This is a genomic window from Pedobacter terrae (assembly GCF_036946585.1).
Classification (GTDB): Bacteria; Bacteroidota; Bacteroidia; order Sphingobacteriales; family Sphingobacteriaceae; genus Pedobacter; species Pedobacter terrae_C.
The window spans coordinates 55,813-74,008 of record NZ_JAQIIV010000021.1 but is presented as its reverse complement, the minus strand read 5'-3'; the positions used below and the strand labels follow the sequence as shown (position 1 = coordinate 74,008).

The 18,196-nt window shown below is 36.7% G+C and carries 18 protein-coding genes and 1 pseudogene; 9 read left to right on the top strand and 10 right to left on the bottom strand.

Translation table 11 applies throughout. The features are described 5' to 3' along the window. Nucleotides 1–1,232, top strand: a pseudogene (murA, locus tag PGN18_RS20075) (UDP-N-acetylglucosamine 1-carboxyvinyltransferase); the annotation flags it as partial. 417 nt (nucleotides 1,233–1,649) lie between these two features. On the opposite strand, the gene PGN18_RS20070 reads toward murA, so the two are convergent. The 7 genes from PGN18_RS20070 to PGN18_RS20040 all read right to left on the bottom strand — a co-directional run bounded on the left by PGN18_RS20070 (nucleotide 1,650) and on the right by PGN18_RS20040 (nucleotide 8,154). Continuing rightward, nucleotides 1,650–3,038, bottom strand: a complete 1,389-nt coding sequence (locus PGN18_RS20070) for a pyridoxal-phosphate dependent enzyme (RefSeq protein ID WP_335321357.1) — start codon at nucleotides 3,036–3,038, stop codon at nucleotides 1,650–1,652. A gap of 248 nt (nucleotides 3,039–3,286) precedes the next feature. Beyond that, nucleotides 3,287–4,378, bottom strand: coding sequence for a DNA-processing protein DprA (dprA, locus tag PGN18_RS20065; RefSeq protein WP_335321356.1), 1,092 nt, complete (start codon nucleotides 4,376–4,378; stop codon nucleotides 3,287–3,289). A gap of 51 nt (nucleotides 4,379–4,429) precedes the next feature. Then, complete coding sequence (locus PGN18_RS20060; RefSeq protein ID WP_193424894.1) at nucleotides 4,430–4,696, bottom strand: hypothetical protein; 267 nt, start codon at nucleotides 4,694–4,696, stop codon at nucleotides 4,430–4,432. Between the two features lie 145 nt (nucleotides 4,697–4,841). Continuing rightward, nucleotides 4,842–6,344: a S41 family peptidase gene (locus tag PGN18_RS20055; RefSeq protein WP_335321355.1), complete on the bottom strand. Its 1,503-nt coding sequence runs from the start codon at nucleotides 6,342–6,344 to the stop codon at nucleotides 4,842–4,844. Nucleotide 6,345: 1 nt separating this feature from the next. Further along, a complete protein-coding gene (locus tag PGN18_RS20050) occupies nucleotides 6,346–6,954 on the bottom strand; it encodes an HAD family hydrolase (protein ID WP_335321354.1) in 609 nt (202 codons plus the stop codon). A gap of 1 nt (nucleotide 6,955) precedes the next feature. Beyond that, nucleotides 6,956–7,435: a hypothetical protein gene (locus tag PGN18_RS20045; RefSeq protein ID WP_335321353.1), complete on the bottom strand. Its 480-nt coding sequence runs from the start codon at nucleotides 7,433–7,435 to the stop codon at nucleotides 6,956–6,958. Nucleotides 7,436–7,503: 68 nt separating this feature from the next. Continuing rightward, nucleotides 7,504–8,154: an ABC transporter ATP-binding protein gene (locus tag PGN18_RS20040; protein ID WP_335321352.1), complete on the bottom strand. Its 651-nt coding sequence runs from the start codon at nucleotides 8,152–8,154 to the stop codon at nucleotides 7,504–7,506. Nucleotides 8,155–8,443: 289 nt separating this feature from the next. Between PGN18_RS20040 and PGN18_RS20035 the strand changes: the two genes are divergently transcribed. The 6 genes from PGN18_RS20035 to sucC all read left to right on the top strand — a co-directional run bounded on the left by PGN18_RS20035 (nucleotide 8,444) and on the right by sucC (nucleotide 13,417). Next, nucleotides 8,444–9,079, top strand: coding sequence for a hypothetical protein (locus tag PGN18_RS20035; protein WP_335321351.1), 636 nt, complete (start codon nucleotides 8,444–8,446; stop codon nucleotides 9,077–9,079). 2 nt (nucleotides 9,080–9,081) lie between these two features. Beyond that, nucleotides 9,082–9,378, top strand: coding sequence for a winged helix-turn-helix domain-containing protein (locus PGN18_RS20030; protein WP_335321350.1), 297 nt, complete (start codon nucleotides 9,082–9,084; stop codon nucleotides 9,376–9,378). A 55-nt stretch (nucleotides 9,379–9,433) separates the two neighbouring features. Then, on the top strand, nucleotides 9,434–9,745 hold the full coding sequence (locus PGN18_RS20025; protein WP_335321349.1) for a hypothetical protein: 312 nt from the start codon (nucleotides 9,434–9,436) through the stop codon (nucleotides 9,743–9,745). Between the two features lie 4 nt (nucleotides 9,746–9,749). Continuing rightward, on the top strand, nucleotides 9,750–11,321 hold the full coding sequence (locus tag PGN18_RS20020; RefSeq protein WP_335321348.1) for a DUF4153 domain-containing protein: 1,572 nt from the start codon (nucleotides 9,750–9,752) through the stop codon (nucleotides 11,319–11,321). A gap of 150 nt (nucleotides 11,322–11,471) precedes the next feature. Beyond that, a complete protein-coding gene (locus PGN18_RS20015) occupies nucleotides 11,472–11,780 on the top strand; it encodes a hypothetical protein (RefSeq protein WP_335321347.1) in 309 nt (102 codons plus the stop codon). 437 nt (nucleotides 11,781–12,217) lie between these two features. Further along, nucleotides 12,218–13,417, top strand: a complete 1,200-nt coding sequence (gene sucC, locus PGN18_RS20010; RefSeq protein ID WP_205058978.1) for an ADP-forming succinate--CoA ligase subunit beta — start codon at nucleotides 12,218–12,220, stop codon at nucleotides 13,415–13,417. A gap of 453 nt (nucleotides 13,418–13,870) precedes the next feature. Here sucC and PGN18_RS20005 read toward each other — a convergent pair whose 3' ends face one another. Genes PGN18_RS20005 through PGN18_RS19995 form a run of 3 tightly spaced genes read right to left on the bottom strand, consistent with a single transcriptional unit; the run spans nucleotide 13,871 to nucleotide 15,262 of the window. Then, complete coding sequence (locus tag PGN18_RS20005) at nucleotides 13,871–14,077, bottom strand: helix-turn-helix domain-containing protein (RefSeq protein ID WP_335321346.1); 207 nt, start codon at nucleotides 14,075–14,077, stop codon at nucleotides 13,871–13,873. A gap of 34 nt (nucleotides 14,078–14,111) precedes the next feature. Continuing rightward, nucleotides 14,112–14,702 (bottom strand): hypothetical protein, encoded by a 591-nt coding sequence (locus tag PGN18_RS20000; RefSeq protein ID WP_335321345.1) that lies wholly within the window; start codon nucleotides 14,700–14,702, stop codon nucleotides 14,112–14,114. Between the two features lie 2 nt (nucleotides 14,703–14,704). Continuing rightward, on the bottom strand, nucleotides 14,705–15,262 hold the full coding sequence (locus tag PGN18_RS19995; protein ID WP_335321344.1) for a hypothetical protein: 558 nt from the start codon (nucleotides 15,260–15,262) through the stop codon (nucleotides 14,705–14,707). Nucleotides 15,263–15,705: 443 nt separating this feature from the next. Here PGN18_RS19995 and PGN18_RS19990 point away from each other — a divergent pair, with 443 nt between their 5' ends. Both PGN18_RS19990 and PGN18_RS19985 read left to right on the top strand, forming a co-directional pair. Continuing rightward, a complete protein-coding gene (locus PGN18_RS19990; protein ID WP_010601359.1) occupies nucleotides 15,706–16,566 on the top strand; it encodes a sigma-70 family RNA polymerase sigma factor in 861 nt (286 codons plus the stop codon). A 733-nt stretch (nucleotides 16,567–17,299) separates the two neighbouring features. Next, the gene (locus tag PGN18_RS19985) at nucleotides 17,300–17,959 is read left to right on the top strand and encodes an ATP-binding cassette domain-containing protein (RefSeq protein ID WP_335321342.1); all 660 of its coding nucleotides are present in this window, start codon (nucleotides 17,300–17,302) and stop codon (nucleotides 17,957–17,959) included. The last annotated feature ends 237 nt before the right edge of the window (nucleotides 17,960–18,196 follow it).

The window sequence follows — 18,196 nt, the reverse complement described above, 5'->3', positions numbered from 1 at the left end:
GTATTGCTTACCGAAGAAAAAGTAACCATCAGTAATATTCCTGATATTAAAGACGTAAATAAACTGATTGAATTACTTGGTGATTTAGGTGTTATCGTTGAGCGCATAAATAAAGATACCTATACTTTTGAAGCCAAAAACATCGATTTAAATTCTTCGAATCTGATACGTTTAAAGCTAAAGGTGGTGGTTTACGTGGTTCAATTATGATTGTTGGACCATTGTTAGCACGTTTTGGCAAAGCGGCAATTCCGAAACCAGGTGGCGATAAAATTGGTCGCAGAAGGTTAGATACCCACTTTATCGGTTTCGAAAAACTAGGGGCGAAATTTGTTTACGATAGCAAAAAAGCTTTCTTTAATGTAGATGCCACCAATTTACAGGGAGCTTACATCCTCTTAGATGAAGCCTCGGTAACCGGAACGGCAAACATTGTGATGGCCGCTGTTTTAGCTAAAGGCACCACTACTATTTACAATGCCGCCTGCGAACCATACTTACAACAACTTTGTAAAATGCTTAACCGCATGGGTGCAAAAATTTCGGGCATTGGTTCTAATTTATTAACTATTGAAGGCGTAAAAGTTTTAGGTGGAACCGAGCATAGAATGTTGCCGGATATGATCGAAATTGGTTCTTTTATTGGTATGGCGGCGATGACAGAATCGGAAATTACCATTAAAGATGTTTGTTATGATGAACTCGGAGTAATACCAGAGGTCTTCAGAAAACTGGGAATCAAACTAGAGCGTCGTGGCGATGATATTTATGTACCTTCGCAAAAACACTACGAAATCGATACATTTATTGATGGTTCTATTTTAACCATTGCCGATTCACCATGGCCAGGTTTTACGCCTGACTTATTGAGCATTGTTTTGGTTGTAGCTACACAGGCAAAAGGAAACGTACTCATTCACCAGAAAATGTTTGAAAGCCGTTTATTCTTCGTGGATAAACTGATTGATATGGGTGCACAGATTATTCTTTGCGATCCGCACCGTGCTACGGTTAATGGTATTGATAAAAAATATAAACTCCGCGGAATCAGCATGACTTCTCCAGATATCAGGGCTGGTGTTTCTTTATTAATTGCAGCACTATCTGCAGAAGGTAAATCGACCATTTATAACATCGAACAGATTGAGCGTGGTTACCAGGATATCGACACCCGTTTACGTGCATTAGGTGCGCAAATAAAACGTGTAAATGCAGATGCGCCTAGCCATTAAGGTAGAAGGTTTGAAGGTGGAGGGTTTAAGGTAAAAACCGATGCGGAAATAGCATAATGAAAAACGTCCGTGTAATAATTACCGGACGTTTTTTCTTAATATTCATACTAGTCGGGATTTGCATCCCGTCTTTTGATAATGATTTAAGCAGTCGGATTTACAAATCCCGAACAACAATTTAAATTTTAAAATCCTGAAACAAGTTTAGATGACGATTGCAGGAATTACATTTTCTTTCCATCCGACATTTTACATCTTACTCAAACGGTCGGGATTACAAATCCCGACCAACAATGAGATCTAACTTGACAGATTTCTCGGTTCCGTTGCACTCCACTCGAAAGGACGTATTGAAAGGGATAACTTATTGAAAGATCCTGAAACAAGTTCAGGAGGACGGTAGCATGAATTACATCATCATCCATTTTCCATCATACATTCTCTTAACCCGATATTGCATTTTATAATATCATACTGGGTAATAATTTCAATTTTACCCGTTTCATCTTCAACCAATACAGCTGAATTTTCTTTATTGATCAATGAAGAAATTTTATCAATGGAAGTATTCAAATCTACAAACGGGAAAGTGGGCGTCATAATGTCTGAAATCGGAGCAGATTTCAATCCCGGATTTTCCAACAAAGCACTTAAAATATCACTTTCAGCGATTTTACCTACAATCATCCCCTGTTGTGTTACCGGAATTTGAGAGATGTTCATTGATTTAATGGTGTTGATGGCTTCGAGCACAGATTTTTGTGCATCGAGGGTTACAATCTCTGTACTTTCTTTTTTAGATAAAATTGATTTTGCGGTTAGTTTTTCGTCTTGTAAAAATCCGCGTTCACGTAACCAATCTTCATTGTACATTTTGCCCATGTAACGGCTACCATGGTCGTGAAAAATAACCACAACAACATCTTCGGGCTTTAGTTTATCTTTTAACTGAATTAAGCCTCCAATAGCAGCACCGGCCGAGTTACCTACAAAAATACCTTCTTTACGGGCAATATCGCGGGTCATTAACGCAGCATCTTTATCGGTCACCTTTTCAAATAGGTCAATCACATCAAAATTCACATTTGCCGGAAGGAAATCTTCGCCAATACCTTCGGTGATGTAAGGATAAATTTCATCCTTATCAAAAATTCCAGTCTCCTTATATTTTTTGAAAACCGAACCATAGGTATCAATTCCCCATACTTTAATATCAGGATTTTTTTCTTTCAGATATTTCCCGGTTCCGGAAATGGTTCCACCTGTACCCACTCCAACTACCAAGTGTGTAATTTTACCTTCTGTTTGCTCCCAGATCTCAGGACCAGTTTGCTCATAATGCGCCTGAGAGTTAGCTAAATTGTCATATTGATTGGGTTTCCACGAATTTGGAACCTCGCGTTCTAAACGCGAAGAAACAGAATAATAAGAACGTGGATCTTCAGGCTCAACGTTTGTAGGACAAACAATTACTTCGGCACCAAAGGCACGTAAAGCATCCACCTTCTCCTTAGATTGTTTATCCGTTGTGGTAAAAATACATTTATAACCTTTAATAATAGCTGCCATAGCAAGACCCATTCCGGTATTACCTGATGTACCTTCTATAATGGTTCCTCCTGGTTTTAACTTACCGCTTTTCTCGGCATCTTCAATCATTTTAACCGCCATACGGTCTTTAATTGAATTGCCTGGATTAGTAGTCTCTATTTTTGCCAGAATTGTTCCAGGAACTCCTTTTGTTATCGTATTTAATTTAACCAAAGGCGTATTGCCAATAGTTTCTAAAATATTATTGTACCACATGTTACAAAATTAAGAAAAGGCATTTAGTATTTTACGAACTATATTTTATTTGAAACATAATTTTGAAAATCAAAATTTAAAAGAATTTAATTGCATAAACTATAATACTGATAGGCATTATAGATTGATTATTGGGCAAATGTAATTCAAATTGTTGGTCCTTCATACAGATAAGGTATGCAGAGATGGGAAAATCTAAATTTAGTCTCCAAATTTCCATGAGAAATCCTCCACTAAAAGTTGTAATTTTAAGCCAATTTATAAATTTTACCAGGCAAAGAAACAATGATGCCCTGCATCTCTAAAGTAAGGATTACAATGGCCAGTTTACTTTGCTGAATATTTAATTGAAGCGATAGATCATCTATAGAAAGCTGACCATTTTTTAAAGCATCAATAACACGTTGCTCGTTAGGGGTAAGATTTAATTGCAAAGTGGTTTGCGGCATTTGTTTAACCTTCATCTCAGCGTCCCAGCCCAGGTAATAAATCAAGTCGTTGGCATTGTTAATTAATCCGGCCCTATTGGTCTTAATCAGGAAGTTACACCCTTCAGAAAAAACATCATTCGTTCTGCCTGGAAAAGCATATACATCTTTATTATAAGAATTTGCTATTTCTGCCGTAATTAAGGCTCCTCCTTTTATTGATGCTTCAACCACTACTGTAGCATCTGCAATACCAGCAATAATCCGGTTTCTTTGGGGAAAGTTAGGACGATCGGGATTGGTCAGGATTGGAAACTCGGTGAGCAGGCCTCCATTTAAAACCATTTTCTGCGCAACCGTTTTATGGATTTTTGGATACATCCGGTCTAAACCATGACCAAGTACCCCAACAGTCGGGATGTGGTTGGCCAGGCATTCTTTATGAGTGGTTACATCAATACCATAAGCAAGTCCGCTAACGATCAAAACCTGGTATGGTGCTAAAACCTCACACAATTCTTTGCAAAGGTTTTTCCCGTAACTTGTTGCATTACGTGTTCCAACAACACTGATGATACGTTGCTGATTAAAATCAACTGTACCTTTTGCATAAAGTAGTATAGGTGAGTCGATACAGTTCTTTAACCTTTTAGGATATTTCTCGTCCGAAAAAAACAATACTTCTATCCCATGTTTTTCAATAAAATCCAGTTCTTGCCTGGCCCTCGTCAGCGCATCGGTACCACGAATGGCCTCAATTGTTTTTTCTCCAACGCCTGGAATCTGCAAGAGCTGCTTTTTGTTTGCCGAAAATATATTTTCGGCACTTCCACAGTAGGCCAGAAGATTTTTGGCCGTTACGGGACCAATAGACTTAATAAAAGTTAAGGCAATTTTGTGTAGCGTGCTCATAATGTAATAAGGTTAAATAAATGCGGGATGATTTATTTCCTTAAAGCAAGCTTAAAAATCGATATCGATTAAACTTTTTAATGGAATATGAATATTGTTTTTTAGCTGTATGTATTTCTCTGTTACTGACCAAACGGTTGTATCAACACGTTTAGGGCCGATGGTGGTATTAAAAGTAATAACGGCTTTTGATTTAAATTCGTTACCTAATCTTTGCGCTTCATCAAGCTTGGTTTGCAATTCGTGAGAATGATCTTCCTTGGCATTGATAATATTTAAATAACTGATGTGTTCCTTTTCTACGATTTCTATTGGCATGGGTCTCTTTAACGATTAATGTTAAACAAGCTTATCAAATTTTTTAAAAAAAAGCAACACCTAATTACTCAAAAATTGCAATTAAGATATAAAAAGGGCCAGATTTGAGATACAAAACTGGCCTTTTTTGGTAAAAAATCAGAAATTATTTAAACTTTAACTTTCTGGTTTCAACCATTCCTTTAAATTCATGATCGAGTTTTTCGTTAGCGGCATCTGTCTGTTGTCTGCCTATGCCGGATGTACCACTAAGCACGTTATCTTTAGTCAGTGCAGAGAAATTATTATTTGCAGAATAGTACAAAGCCTGAGCCAGCATTTTTTCTGATGGGTCGCCGAAATCCTTGGTCAGGTCATCCGCAACATCTTTATCCACTGTCATCCCAGCAAAATAATCGCCCTGATCCAACTGATTTTTAGTTTGAAATTGCGGAATGTACAAATCGTTTTTATCAATGCGGATAGAAAAGAAGCCTACGGGCTTGCCATAAGTTGTTTTGCCAATCAATTTCACATCAAATACCGGCTTTAAATTGTTGATTAATAATTCGCTAGCAGAAGCGGTACCACTGGTAACCAGGAAATAAACGCGCGTTAACCCGTTTAAAGATCCACGTTTGGCGAAAGTTTCCTGATTGCCTGCCGCTATGGTCGGCTTATAAGAATAATCGAAATAAGAATAAAGCCGGGTTACACCATCATTTCCTTTAGCATAAAATTTCTGGTTCTGTAAAATAGTTGCATTACCATCCTGCATGGTTTTAGTCCAATAAGTAGTGTACATAATTTTACCATTTTGTGCAGGTGGTGCAATTAAGTTGGTAAATAATTCGGACGTAGCCACAGAGCCGCCGCCATTGTACCTTAAATCTACCACCAATTCGGTCACACCATCGGTAGTAAATTTCGAAAAAGCGGCATCCAAAGCAGCAGTAGCATTAGTAGTAAAACTATTAAATACAATGTAGCCTACTTTTTTTGCACCAATAGTATAAGTATTGGTAAATAAAACAGGGTTGATGTTATAACTGGCACGATTAATAACAATATCCTGTGTGCCGCCAGCTGGTTTGATAAAGGTTAACGAAATTGAAGGATTATCGCCAAATATAGAAGCATTGAGATTGGCAATATCATTGCTTGACCTTGAAGTACCACCTCCATTAACCTTGATCAACTGGTAACCACGCTTTAGCCCTTTTAAATCGGCGGGAGAGCCTGGGTAAACGTATTTAACGCGTAAAAGGTCATTTGAATCGAAATTAGCCGAAAAACCATAATCTTCACCTGCCCCACTAAGCTGACTCGCTACAGACCCATCATCAATAAAAGAATATTTATCTTTTCCGCCAGTGCTGGGCAAGGCTTTAAGTGCTGCAATAATGGCATTGTTTGAGCTATATTTCCTCGGGTTAAAAGTATCGTAACTGGGCATGCCCACATTCCAGAAGTAGGTTTGTTTGGCATATAAAAAAATCGAATCCTTGGTTAGTAGGGTTCTATCACTAGTTGGTGTTTGCAAAAGATTTGATTCCCCATCAGTATTGTTATCAGGATTATTACTTGATTTTTTACATGATGCTGTAAACCCAGCCACAATAATCAAAGCACACCAAAATGTGTGCTGCGAAATAAATTTTCTAAGCATATTATTTGTAAATTTCTAACGATACAATATACTGCAAATTAATTGATTTGGATTGTTGCTCATCAAATTTATTTGCACCAACAACTAACGCCTGGTTAACCAATAAATTGTTGTCATTTAATATGTTCCGAAAAATTTCCACTTTAGGCTGGCCTAACTCATCTGCAAAATATACCTTAAGATATTGCTCCAGGCCATTCCATTCAGTCTGTTTAATTTTGTTAAGTTGTTGCTCGGGATTGCCAGCTGTTACGATTACAATTTTTTTACGGTCAACAACAAGTTCCTGCATAAATTCGAGCATATTTTTATAAAGCAAAAGCTTTAAGGGCAAACGTGCACTCTGATGCAGGAGGTCGAAATTATACTCATACTTATTATCAATGCCGAACTGGTTTGCAGTTTTCTCAAAAAGCTTTGTTGTACCTTTATTTTCGTATTCGTTACGCATGAAATCGAGAATGGGCTGTGCACTTTTTTGCTCCGTATATTCTATAAATTGGGCAAACAGATAATAAACCTGTAATAAATAATCTTTCTCTGGGAACAAAACATCATCCAGTTCAAAAATTACCAGCTGTTTATCTTTAACGTATTGACTTGCATCCATATTAAATTGTAAAAAGTTTAAAGTCATCATCAGCAACATTGTACCCGAACACCCCGTTTAATTTCTCATTGGTTCTGACAAAAATTTCCTTTCCGCTCGCAAATACGCATTCTCCTGCCACAAAAACAGCAAAATGCTGATAAGTATTTTGTTCGTTGGACAGGTATCCGGCTATTAAACTGGCATCTGGTAATAAAACCTGGATGCCATATTCTCCAAAAAGCACAGCCGATTTAGCAATTGGCTCTGTTTCATATTGGTGTAGCGGGATAATACAATCTATCCCCTCTGTAATGCAAAAATTTAATAAAATATGGGCAATGCTATCTCTATTCAGCAATCCTAATGACGAAAAGGCATAATTTTCAGTAACTATCCCTGGTACATCACCATAATCGGCCAACAGTACAAAATGAGTAGGAAATGCTTTCATCACTTTTAAAGCTTTTGCGTGATTGCCCCCTGTAATGAGTATTTTCACAATTTTATGATTGAATAAGTTAATAGTGAATAATGGCGTTATTGAATTATTGAATGAATGGTTAAATTTTATACAATCAAACCGTCTTTCATGCTCACTACCCGATCGCTGGTTTTGGCAAGATGTTCGTTGTGCGTAACAATTACAAACGTTTGGTGGAAATTATCACGCAAACTCACAAATAACTGGTGTAAACCTGCTGCATTTTCAGAGTCTAAATTTCCCGAAGGTTCATCAGCTAGTATAATCGAAGGATTATTGATCAATGCTCTTGCGATAGATACGCGTTGCTGTTCACCACCAGACAACTGGTTCGGCTTATGCTGTGCCCTATCTTTAAGTCCGAAAAGGTCTAATAGTTCAAGTGCCCTTATTTCAGCCTGCTTTTTACTGGTTTTGGCTATAAATGCGGGGATACAGATATTTTCGATGGCACTAAATTCTGGCAATAAATGATGGAACTGAAATACAAAACCGATATTCTGATTTCGGAAATTGCTCAACAAGTCGCCGTTCAACTTATTTATAACTGTACCTTTTAATTCCACAAATCCTTCATCAGGCTTATCCAATGTGCCTAAGATATGTAACAAAGTACTTTTACCAGCACCAGATGGCCCAATAATACTCACGATCTCCCCTTTTTGCACTTCGAAATTTACACCTTTTAAAATTTGAAGATTTCCGTATGATTTTCTGATTCCAGTGGCTTTTAGCATGGTTCAAATTTAGTAAAAAAGCGGAAAGACCAAAGCAGAAAGCGGAAAGACTAATGATCAAAGCGAAGAAAGAAAAAACTGAAGATTGAAATTGAAAGCTCAAAAACCGAAGGCTAAAAACACAGTACAAAGACTTGATTCAGGGCAACAAATAAAAAAAAGTCTAAAAGATTGGAACCTTACAATCTGTGTCATCCATTAATCGGTGTAATAACCCCAAAGGAAAAAATAAAAAAGATTTGCAAATATTAATTTTCTATTTAACTTTGAAAAACAAAGCACTTTTAAAATGAACACTCCAGAAGAACAATTAAATACCTTAAAAGATATCAGAAATATGATGGATAGGTCATCAAGGTTTATTTCTTTGAGTGGTTTATCGGGTATTTTTGCGGGTGCGATTGCCTTAATTGGTGCTTATTTTGCAAACGATGAAATTAACAAATTCATTAATAAAAGGGGTTATGGTTATGGTGTAGATGGAGAAATGGACCTGGAATTTAACCTGATCAAACTCGGTATTTTTGTGTTAGTAATTGCTTTAGCTGGCGGTGTTTTATTTACCTATAGAAAAAGTCAGAAAAACAATCTTCCAATCTGGGATAAAACTTCCAAATCACTTTTAATTAATTTATTTATTCCGTTGTTTGCGGGAGGATTATTTATTATCGCTTTATTGATCAATCACCCGAACACTTATAGTATTATCGCGCCCAGCTGCCTTATTTTTTATGGCTTAGCATTAATTAACGCCAGTAAATTTACTTACAGTGATATCCGCTATTTAGGCTTTTGCGAAGTGATATTAGGTTTAATCTGTATGTTTTATGTGGGTTATGGATTAATTTTCTGGGCTTTGGGCTTTGGCTTGCTACACATTGTTTATGGCCTTTTGATGTATTTTAAATATGAGAGAGGTCAGTAAGGATGAAAAACCCTATAGCAGATTTAAATAAAATATTCGATAGCCGGATCAGACTCGGCGTGATGTCTATGCTGGTGGTGAACAAAGAAATTGGCTTTAACGACCTGAAACAGATGCTTGAGTTAACTGATGGAAACCTAGCCTCGCACCTGAATACGTTAGAGCAAGCCGATTTCATTAAAGTACATAAGGGCTTTATTGGTCGTAAAACCAGTACCACCTACTCCATTACCGAGTTAGGCAGGCAAGCCTTTAAAGCACATTTAGATGCATTGGAGAAAATGATCAGGAAACTATAAGATTTTTTTTTGAATGAATACTTTGAAATTCAAAGCACTTTTAAAAACTACGATAATGAAAGAAATTAAAGAACCACAAATGACTTACGTTGGAAGAAAGCTTGCCTACCATTCTGCATTTTTTGGAACCATAATTTTAGTAGCATATCTGATATCACATGCAAACTTTTTGATAGTACTGGGATTGATGTACCTATTATCAGCATTTGTGATTAATGGCATCTTTTTATTTGCGCTTTTAGTAGAACTGATGTATAAGACAGCCCAATGGCGGGCCTATATGATAGCGATTTTAAGTATGCTGCTCAATATCCCCTTAAGCCTTTTCTATTTCTTTATTGTTTCACATCCCCTTTTTTTATCCTAAACAAATGACAAGAAAATCTAACTTTTTACTGCTTTCTACCCTACTGGGCGGATTGCTTTTTAGCTACATCTTTTGGGAAGAGTGGCTGGCTTTAAACCAATTGATTTATAGTATTTTTATTATTATAATTACCTTATTCAACAGTGAAGTGGCTAAAAGCAAAAAATTCAAATTATATGCATTAGCCCACCTTTTGTCAGCAGTACTCGTTGTAATAAACAATTCGGTGCTAACCAGTGTGAGTTATTGCATCAGTTTGTTATTTTTTGTGGGCTTTGCCCATTATCAGGCAGTGTGTACAATCTATGTTGCAGCCTTGGCAACTGTTCTCCAGTTCGTTACTGTTCCGGCCAGTTTAATTAAAAGGTTCTCTGAACTTGAAATTGGTAATTTTAAGTTGAACCCCCTATTCAAGCCAATTAAATACATCATATTACCGTTTTTTATCATTTTCGTTTTCACATCGATATATAGTGGTGCCAACGAAATTTTTAGGCATTATTTAGAAACAACATTTACTGGTATTTATAACTTATTCAATAACATTTTTAGTTTTATCTTCCGGGATTTAAGTTTTCCACGTTTTATGCACTTCTGTTTCGGTTTGTTTTTAACTGCGGGCTTAATCATTACCTTTTATAATAAAAGCATCGAAAAGCTCGAAGCGAGTTGTAATGAAAAGTTGTTAAGGATAAGACGCAGCCAGAAGCCCAGAAGCATCTGGTATGAAGTAGCCCATACTTTTACCAGTCAGCTCATCACCAAAAAAATGGCATTGAAAACCGAATATATCATCGGTCTTATTTCGTTTGTTTCGCTAAATCTCCTGCTTTTATTTGTAAACCTGATCGATATTTCAACACTTTGGCTGGGTTATAAACCTAAAGGAAACTTCTCTGCCGATCTGCATGATGGCACAAATGCCCTAATTTTCAGTATTATACTGGCTATGGCCATAATCTTGTATTTCTTTCGTGGCAACCTTAATTTTTACCACAAAAGCAAAACCTTAAAAAATCTGGCAATTGCCTGGATAGTGCAAAATTTCATTCTCATCATTTCGGTGTTTATCCGCGATGGTTACTATATTGAATTTTATGGCCTGACAAATAAAAGAATCGGCGTTTTGGTTTTTGCTATTCTCTGTATTATTGGTTTGGCCACAGTTTACATTAAGGTGGTAAAGGAGAAAACCTTATTTTACCTTTTTAAGGTAAACGGAAATATCTGGTTTGTGCTACTGTTAGCCTTCAGCCTGGTAAACTGGGATGTTTTTATCGCCGAATACAATCTCTCCAACAGCGAGCGCGTTGTTGTAGATGCCGATTACCTCTTATCCTTATCTGACAAAACCTTACCCATATTAGATCAAAACCGGGCAAAGCTGCAATACGATTCTTCAAAAGATCTTCCTGAAAGAGAGATCGCAAAACCACAAGGTGCGCAGTTTTATGAAGAACTACTGAACGAGCGCATAGGCTATTTTAAAGAACGCTATCAAAATGTTAGTTGGCTTTCATGGAATTTGCAGGATTGGAATACAGCAAAATATTTTGAGGTGAATAAATACAGATAAAACCGTTTTATGAACGATGAGGAATTTTTTATGCCTTCTGTTAAAACGAACAAAATATTTTGATGCTACTGCAGAACACTCCCACTCCTGTGGTTACAGTACCCTAAGCTCCGAATTCAAAAATAAACAGTATATTAAACATTAGAAATCATGAAAACTCAAGAAACATTAAATTCAGGTAAATTAAGGATCATCATTATGCTAAGCGTAATCGCATCAATATTAGTTATTCCCTTAGTTGCCATGCAGTTTACCAACGAAGTGAACTGGACATTAAGTGATTTCATCATTGCAGGCGCCTTGCTGCTCAGTACCGGCCTGGCCATAGAACTCGTTATTAGAAACCTAAAAACCGGCACATTAAGAACCATCGTATTAGTGGCTATTTTATTGGCCTTATTCCTGATCTGGGCGGAACTGGCCGTTGGCATATTTGGAACTCCATTTGCAGGAAGTTAAAGAAACTTATAAACCGTTTTATTCCTGCAGCTTTACGATCATTAGCACAGCGGAAATGGATTTTTTCGCATTTGTTAGGAGCCAAATTGTTTTTAAGCCTGATTAAAGCGGTAAGCCCGGAGCGCAGTGAGGACTTATAGCGGAAAGCAGGGCTGCCGGCCTCCAAGATGAGCTGCCCGCTCACTTTGAAATAAAAAATCTTGGCGCATAGCTGTAAAATCAGCGTGACACCATAAACTGGCGCATATTACAGGCCCTAATTTCTCGATTAACATAAAACGTTCATTTTCTGAAAAAATCGGCAAATGCTATTTGTTTAAAGGCTTTGAAATTGTAGCTTTGGGCAAATTTTGTAGCAAATGAACCCGCTGCTGTTAAAATGATTGTTTTAATGACAAAAGGCTCCATCTGACAGATAAAGACAAAAATATAAACAGATGAATATTCACGAATACCAGGGTAAACAAATTTTAAAAAGTTTCGGTGTTAACGTTCAAGAAGGAATAGTTGCCGATACTCCTGAGCAAGCTGTTGAGGCTGCTAAGCAACTGAAAACTGATTATAATTCTGATTGGGTTGTAATTAAAGCGCAGATCCACGCTGGTGGTCGTGGTAAAGGTGGTGGTGTTAAACTAGCCAAAAACCTTGAAGAGGTTAAACAACGTGCTACCGATATCATCGGCATGCAATTGGTGACCCCTCAAACCGGACCAGAAGGTAAAAAAGTGAACAAGGTTTTAGTTGCTCAGGATGTTTACTATCCAGGCGCTTCTGAAACAAAAGAATTTTACATCTCTGTATTGTTAGATCGTGCAAAAGGCCGTAATATCATCATGTACAGTACCGAAGGTGGTATGGATATCGAAGAAGTTGCCGAGCATACCCCACACTTAATATTCAAAGAAGAAATTGACCCTAAAGTTGGCTTACAAGGCTTTCAGGCCCGTAAAATTGCTTTCAACTTAGGTGTTAGTGGTAATGCTTTTAAAGAAATGGTAAAATTCGTTACTGCTTTATACAAAGCTTACGAAGCAACCGATTCTTCCATGTTCGAAATTAACCCGGTATTAAAAACCTCTGATGATAAAGTAATTGCCGTTGACGCCAAAGTGAATCTGGATGAGAACGGTTTATTCCGTCACCCGGATTATGCTGCCATGCGCGATGTTACAGAAGAAGATCCGATGGAAGTTGAAGCAAGTGCAAGCAACCTGAACTTCGTTAACCTTGATGGTAACGTAGGTTGTATGGTTAACGGTGCCGGTCTAGCCATGGCCACTATGGATATCATCAAATTGGCTGGTGGTGAGCCTGCTAACTTCCTTGACGTAGGCGGAACTGCAAATGCACAAACTGTTAAAGCAGCTTTCAATATCATTTTGAAAGACCCTAACGTTAAAGCCATCCTAATCAACATTTTTGGTGGTATTGTACGTTGCGACCGTGTTGCTCAGGGTGTTATCGATGCATACAAAGAGATCGGAAATATCCCTGTACCAATTATCTGCCGTTTACAAGGTACGAATGCCGAAGAAGCCAAAAAATTGATTGATGAGTCTGGCCTACAGGTTTATTCAGCAATTGCTTTAAAGGAAGCAGCTGATTTAGTAACCAAAGTGTTAGCTGAACAAGCATAACAAGCTAAAAGCAGAAAGACTAAAGCTTAAAGCCCTAGCATATTTAAAACCTTTCAGTGCTAACTGGAAGGTTTTTTTTTATTCTCCTCTATCAGAGGGGTGTCCGCATGACGGGGTGTCAGACGCGAATAATTTACCTTAGTTTCGGTTCATGGTGAAACGAAACTCGAGTCAGTCAATTTCATTTCAATTGACCAAATTGCCTTAGTTGGTCAATATTTTTTTGGAAAGCAAGGTTCTGTACATTTCGGCTCCGAAAGTCCTGCTATCCCTCCAGGTCCTTGCTCATGCTTCGCTCCGGGCTTTCCGTTCTATCACCTGCCGTTGCAGGCGGGGGGTTATTAAGAAAGGTTTGTGGTTCTTGGCCTGATCAAACCTCGCGGCTTTAAAACGGCTTCAGCCTTCAACGAGACCTTTAAAAATAAATTAGATGACGAGTTAGACCGATAAGCTTTACCCGGCGCGAAATTCCAGAATATCTCCTGGCTGGCAATCCAGCGCTTCGCAGATGCCCTCCAAAGTCTCTAAACGGATGGCCTTCGCCTTACCCGTTTTGAGTATCGATAAATTAGACATCGTAATCCCTACACGTTCACTCAACTCGGTAAGCGACATTTTGCGACGGGCAAGCATTACATCCAGGTTTATAATTATAGCCATTCGACTGGTAAAGTTAGAAATGTTTTCAGTTAACTTAAATGGTTAGATCGTTTTCTTGTTTAAGTTTCCTGGCATATGAAAGCAATTCATAAATGATGGTAAGTATAGCCATTAATGATAGCATACTGAAATTAATGGATTCCCGATGGATACGCGGGATACTGAATTGGTTATTGGTTAAGTGCAATAAGTATTTATCAATTGAGAGTAATACAGTTGCTTTTAATACTATAAACAAAATACCTCCTACACATACAAATTGCCATAATTTACGCTCTGTTAACTTTTCAATAGAATTTGGGCTAGTGTATGCGATAATTAAGATTACGACTCCCAGAATTAGATAAAAAATAATACTCGCGCCCATATCAACGGCATTACCGGATAAGAGGATCGCTTGTTTAAAAGTAGGTTTAAATTGATAGGTACCCATATGCATACTTATAAATTTTGCCCCGTTAACAATCTTTGGTTCTGCTTTTTCGTTTTTATGTACTGCACTAAAAGATATTAATCCGTCTTTATAGTCACTGTATGCCGAAAACAAGTGGCTAATAATAGATACTAACGCTATAAAAATCAAGCTGAAACCGGCGTATCTGAAAACTTTTAAAATTTTATTCATCGTTATATCGTTAAATCATTTTCTTTTTGAATTTCAATCCCTTTGTTTACCACCTGTACAATTATAAAAAGTATCACGGCCATAAAAAACCATACTTCAGCACCGTCAATATTTAACGATTGAAGGTTGGCTGTAGTAAGCCCTTGCGCTGTTAACCAAATACTATACTTATAGCCTGAATGCGCGAACAAACCTATAGCAAAAGCTAATAAAGCCTCTTTTAAAATAAAATTGTTTAATTCCATCCCGAAAGGCTTAGCAATACTGATTTTCTTTTCGTTAAAACCTTTTATAATTAAATAGAATATGATGGATTTTAGTACGGTTATAATAATTATTATCGAAGTCATAACAAGAAAATATCCCTGATCAAAGTTGTAAACCCTGGCTAAATAATCCGCGCCATCCGAAAAATTTCGCACACCATGTGCATTTATAAACAAGGTGATAACGGTATTCACCAAGACGCCTCCTGCTTCGACACATAGGCTAATAAAAATGATCCAGGAGAGAATCTGTAATACCTTCAAAATCTGATTGGTTGTGATTTTAATTTCCATAATTATATATCATTTTAAAATGTTTGTGTTAAGATTCAATTTATTCTTCAAATAATTAAGGCGATTTCTTTTACTGAAAAACATAATAAAGATTCACAGGAATTAAAATCTGCAAACTATTGTGAATTCGAAATTTTGCTACACGAACTAAATTTCAGTAAAATCATATTTATTTAATTATTTACAAGACAAACATAAAAAACTATTTATTATAAATCAAAGTATATTTATTGAATTACAATAAATATATATTGAAAAGCAAATACAATACCTTGCGTTACCCAAAGTATGTCAAAAACTTTATTGGAATGATTTTTGTTGTAAATAAAAGTATAAAATACATGTGCAAACGGTAACATTTTCAGCATTTTATCCTTTCGGATTGTCATACAATTTCGTAACTTTGCACACTTCAATAATTAAAGAGCACACAAAACGTATAAATGAGACAACTCAAGATAACGCAATCCATTACCAACCGCGAAAGTCAATCGTTAGATAAATACTTACACGAAATTGGTAAAGTAGATTTAATCACAGCAGAAGAGGAAGTAATTTTAGCAAGAAAGATTCGTGAGGGCGATCAGGCTGCATTAGAACGGTTAACCAAAACTAACTTACGTTTCGTTGTGTCTGTTGCAAAGCAATATCAAAACCAAGGTTTAACTTTAGGCGACTTAATTAATGAGGGCAACTTAGGCTTAATTAAAGCGGCAAAACGTTTTGATGAGACCAAAGGTTTCAAATTCATTTCTTATGCCGTTTGGTGGATCCGTCAATCTATTTTGCAAGCTATTGCCGAGCAAAGTCGTATCGTGCGTTTGCCTTTAAACCAGGTAGGTTCTTTAAGTAAAATCAGCAAAGCTTTTTCTAAGCTAGAACAAGAATATGAACGTGAGCCTTCTCCGGAAGAACTAGCAGATATTTTAGAGACCACTGTTGATAAAATCTCCGATACTTTAAGTAATTCAGGCCGTCACGTATCAATGGATGCTCCTTTTGTGCAAGGTGAAGAAAATACATTATTGGATGTATTGGAAAACCATGAGCCAAATACGGATAGCTCATTGATCAACGAATCTTTATCAGAAGAAATTAAACGTTCTCTGTCTACTTTAACTGAAAGGGAAAGAGAAATTATCGTTTTATTTTTCGGCTTAGGTTCAAACCACCCACTTTCTTTAGAGGAAATTGGCGAGAAATTTAATTTAACGCGCGAGCGTGTTCGTCAGATTAAAGATAAAGCGCTACAACGTTTACGCCACACTTCAAGAAGTAAAATCTTAAAATCTTATTTAGGATAAGAAATCAGATTCAAACAGATACAAAAAGATCGGCAGACGCCGGTCTTTTTTTTGTTTTAAGGACACCGCTTTTGCAGTTAAGATCCTGAAACAAATTCGAGGATGACGATTAATTTACTTGATACGTCATGCTGAATCTAGTTCAGCATCTATCATCTCTGAATAAGGCCCTGAAACAAGTTCAGAGCGACAATTGCTTTAACCTGATATGTCATGCTGAATTTAGTTCAGCATCTATCTCTCAATAACTCTAATTAAAAGATCCTGAAACACCCGTCCGACCGGCCGGGCGGAAGTTCAGGGACGACGACCAGATAGTAAAAATATTATTAAACATCTTCAGAACAAATTATTATTCTAACTCAGGTAGCGATCTTTTTTCTTTAAAAACAACTAATTTTATCGTTATGATTTTATATCTTTAAATCATGTCGGTTGCACTACTCAAAAAATCCATAACGATATATAAACCTATCTTTTTATGGAATATACTCGTTAGTCTATTAACCGCGGTATTTTTCATTTTAAGTGGATTCCTGCAACCCGGCATTTATTCTCTTGCCATATTTATCAAACTTATCGGCTGGTCATTCTCTGTAGGCATATATTTTATGTTTTACCAATCTACCGCCTATTTTTTCAAAAATCAAGGTATTGGTTTTAAAAAAATTATGGCAAACTTAGTTCTTTATGATTTAATCACATTAATCGGAATCTTATTTTTATTGTCAATATGCCAGAACTTTTTATCGACACTGTTAACCAATCTTTTGCAAATAGAACGGTATTAAGCAGTGTTTATCTTAATTGCAATGTTGGAGAAGTGGTGGGCCTGTTAGGCAGAAATGGCTCAGGTAAATCTACGCTGTTAAAAATTATTTTTGGAAGTATAAAAGCCAAATTTAAATACCTTAATATTAATAGCAAGGTTTACAGTAAAGGTTATTTATCCAAAAATCTTGCTTATCTCCCACAAGATAGGTTTATACCGGATCAGGTTAATGTTTCGCAGGCAATCAATATTTTCTGCAAGAAACACTTTGACGAGTTGCACCAGATTGAATTTGTTGCTAAAAATTTAAAATCAAAGTTCTATGATTTATCCGGCGGCGAATGCAGATTTTTAGAATCCCTGCTCATGATTTACAGTGACGCTGATTATGTACTACTCGATGAGCCGTTCTCGCAACTATCGCCTTTGTTTATTGACGAAATTAAAAGACATATAGATCTATCGAAAGCCTATAAAGGCTTTATTATTACTGATCATTACTACAAATCGATCCTAGATGTTTCTGATAGGATTGTACTGCTTCATAATGGATGTAATTACAATATAAGGGATGAGGATGATTTGGTATTACACGGGTACTTACCTAAATTTACAACTTAAATTTAAAGACTACGCGATGCTGATTGGACGGTTATTGGATTTATTCAGCATCTATCTTATCCATCAATAACTCAAGTTAAAAGATACTGAAATAAGTTCGGATGATTAAACAAAAATCAATGCATGATCTGATCAGATAGCTACTCCCGGCCTTAAAATATACTAAAGACCCTGAAACACCCGACCGGCCGGGCGGAAGTTCAGAGTGACGATCATTATAGGATAACGTTTTTATGT

What these genes read in the sequence shown, in the direction of transcription:
- dprA (WP_335321356.1), bottom strand. Translation starts at nt 4,378, where the DNA reads ATGAGCACGCTACACAAAATTGCCTTAACTTTTATTAAGTCTATTGGT.
- sucC (WP_205058978.1), top strand. Translation starts at nt 12,218, where the DNA reads ATGAATATTCACGAATACCAGGGTAAACAAATTTTAAAAAGTTTCGGT.
- PGN18_RS20025 (WP_335321349.1), top strand. Translation starts at nt 9,434, where the DNA reads ATGAAAGAAATTAAAGAACCACAAATGACTTACGTTGGAAGAAAGCTT.
- PGN18_RS20035 (WP_335321351.1), top strand. Translation starts at nt 8,444, where the DNA reads ATGAACACTCCAGAAGAACAATTAAATACCTTAAAAGATATCAGAAAT.
- PGN18_RS19990 (WP_010601359.1), top strand. Translation starts at nt 15,706, where the DNA reads ATGAGACAACTCAAGATAACGCAATCCATTACCAACCGCGAAAGTCAA.
- PGN18_RS20050 (WP_335321354.1), bottom strand. Translation starts at nt 6,954, where the DNA reads ATGGATGCAAGTCAATACGTTAAAGATAAACAGCTGGTAATTTTTGAA.
- PGN18_RS20055 (WP_335321355.1), bottom strand. Translation starts at nt 6,344, where the DNA reads ATGCTTAGAAAATTTATTTCGCAGCACACATTTTGGTGTGCTTTGATT.
- PGN18_RS20030 (WP_335321350.1), top strand. Translation starts at nt 9,082, where the DNA reads ATGAAAAACCCTATAGCAGATTTAAATAAAATATTCGATAGCCGGATC.
- PGN18_RS20070 (WP_335321357.1), bottom strand. Translation starts at nt 3,038, where the DNA reads ATGTGGTACAATAATATTTTAGAAACTATTGGCAATACGCCTTTGGTT.
- PGN18_RS20060 (WP_193424894.1), bottom strand. Translation starts at nt 4,696, where the DNA reads ATGCCAATAGAAATCGTAGAAAAGGAACACATCAGTTATTTAAATATT.
- PGN18_RS20000 (WP_335321345.1), bottom strand. Translation starts at nt 14,702, where the DNA reads ATGAATAAAATTTTAAAAGTTTTCAGATACGCCGGTTTCAGCTTGATT.
- PGN18_RS20040 (WP_335321352.1), bottom strand. Translation starts at nt 8,154, where the DNA reads ATGCTAAAAGCCACTGGAATCAGAAAATCATACGGAAATCTTCAAATT.
- PGN18_RS20015 (WP_335321347.1), top strand. Translation starts at nt 11,472, where the DNA reads ATGAAAACTCAAGAAACATTAAATTCAGGTAAATTAAGGATCATCATT.
- PGN18_RS20020 (WP_335321348.1), top strand. Translation starts at nt 9,750, where the DNA reads ATGACAAGAAAATCTAACTTTTTACTGCTTTCTACCCTACTGGGCGGA.
- PGN18_RS20005 (WP_335321346.1), bottom strand. Translation starts at nt 14,077, where the DNA reads ATGGCTATAATTATAAACCTGGATGTAATGCTTGCCCGTCGCAAAATG.
- PGN18_RS19985 (WP_335321342.1), top strand. Translation starts at nt 17,300, where the DNA reads ATGCCAGAACTTTTTATCGACACTGTTAACCAATCTTTTGCAAATAGA.
- PGN18_RS19995 (WP_335321344.1), bottom strand. Translation starts at nt 15,262, where the DNA reads ATGGAAATTAAAATCACAACCAATCAGATTTTGAAGGTATTACAGATT.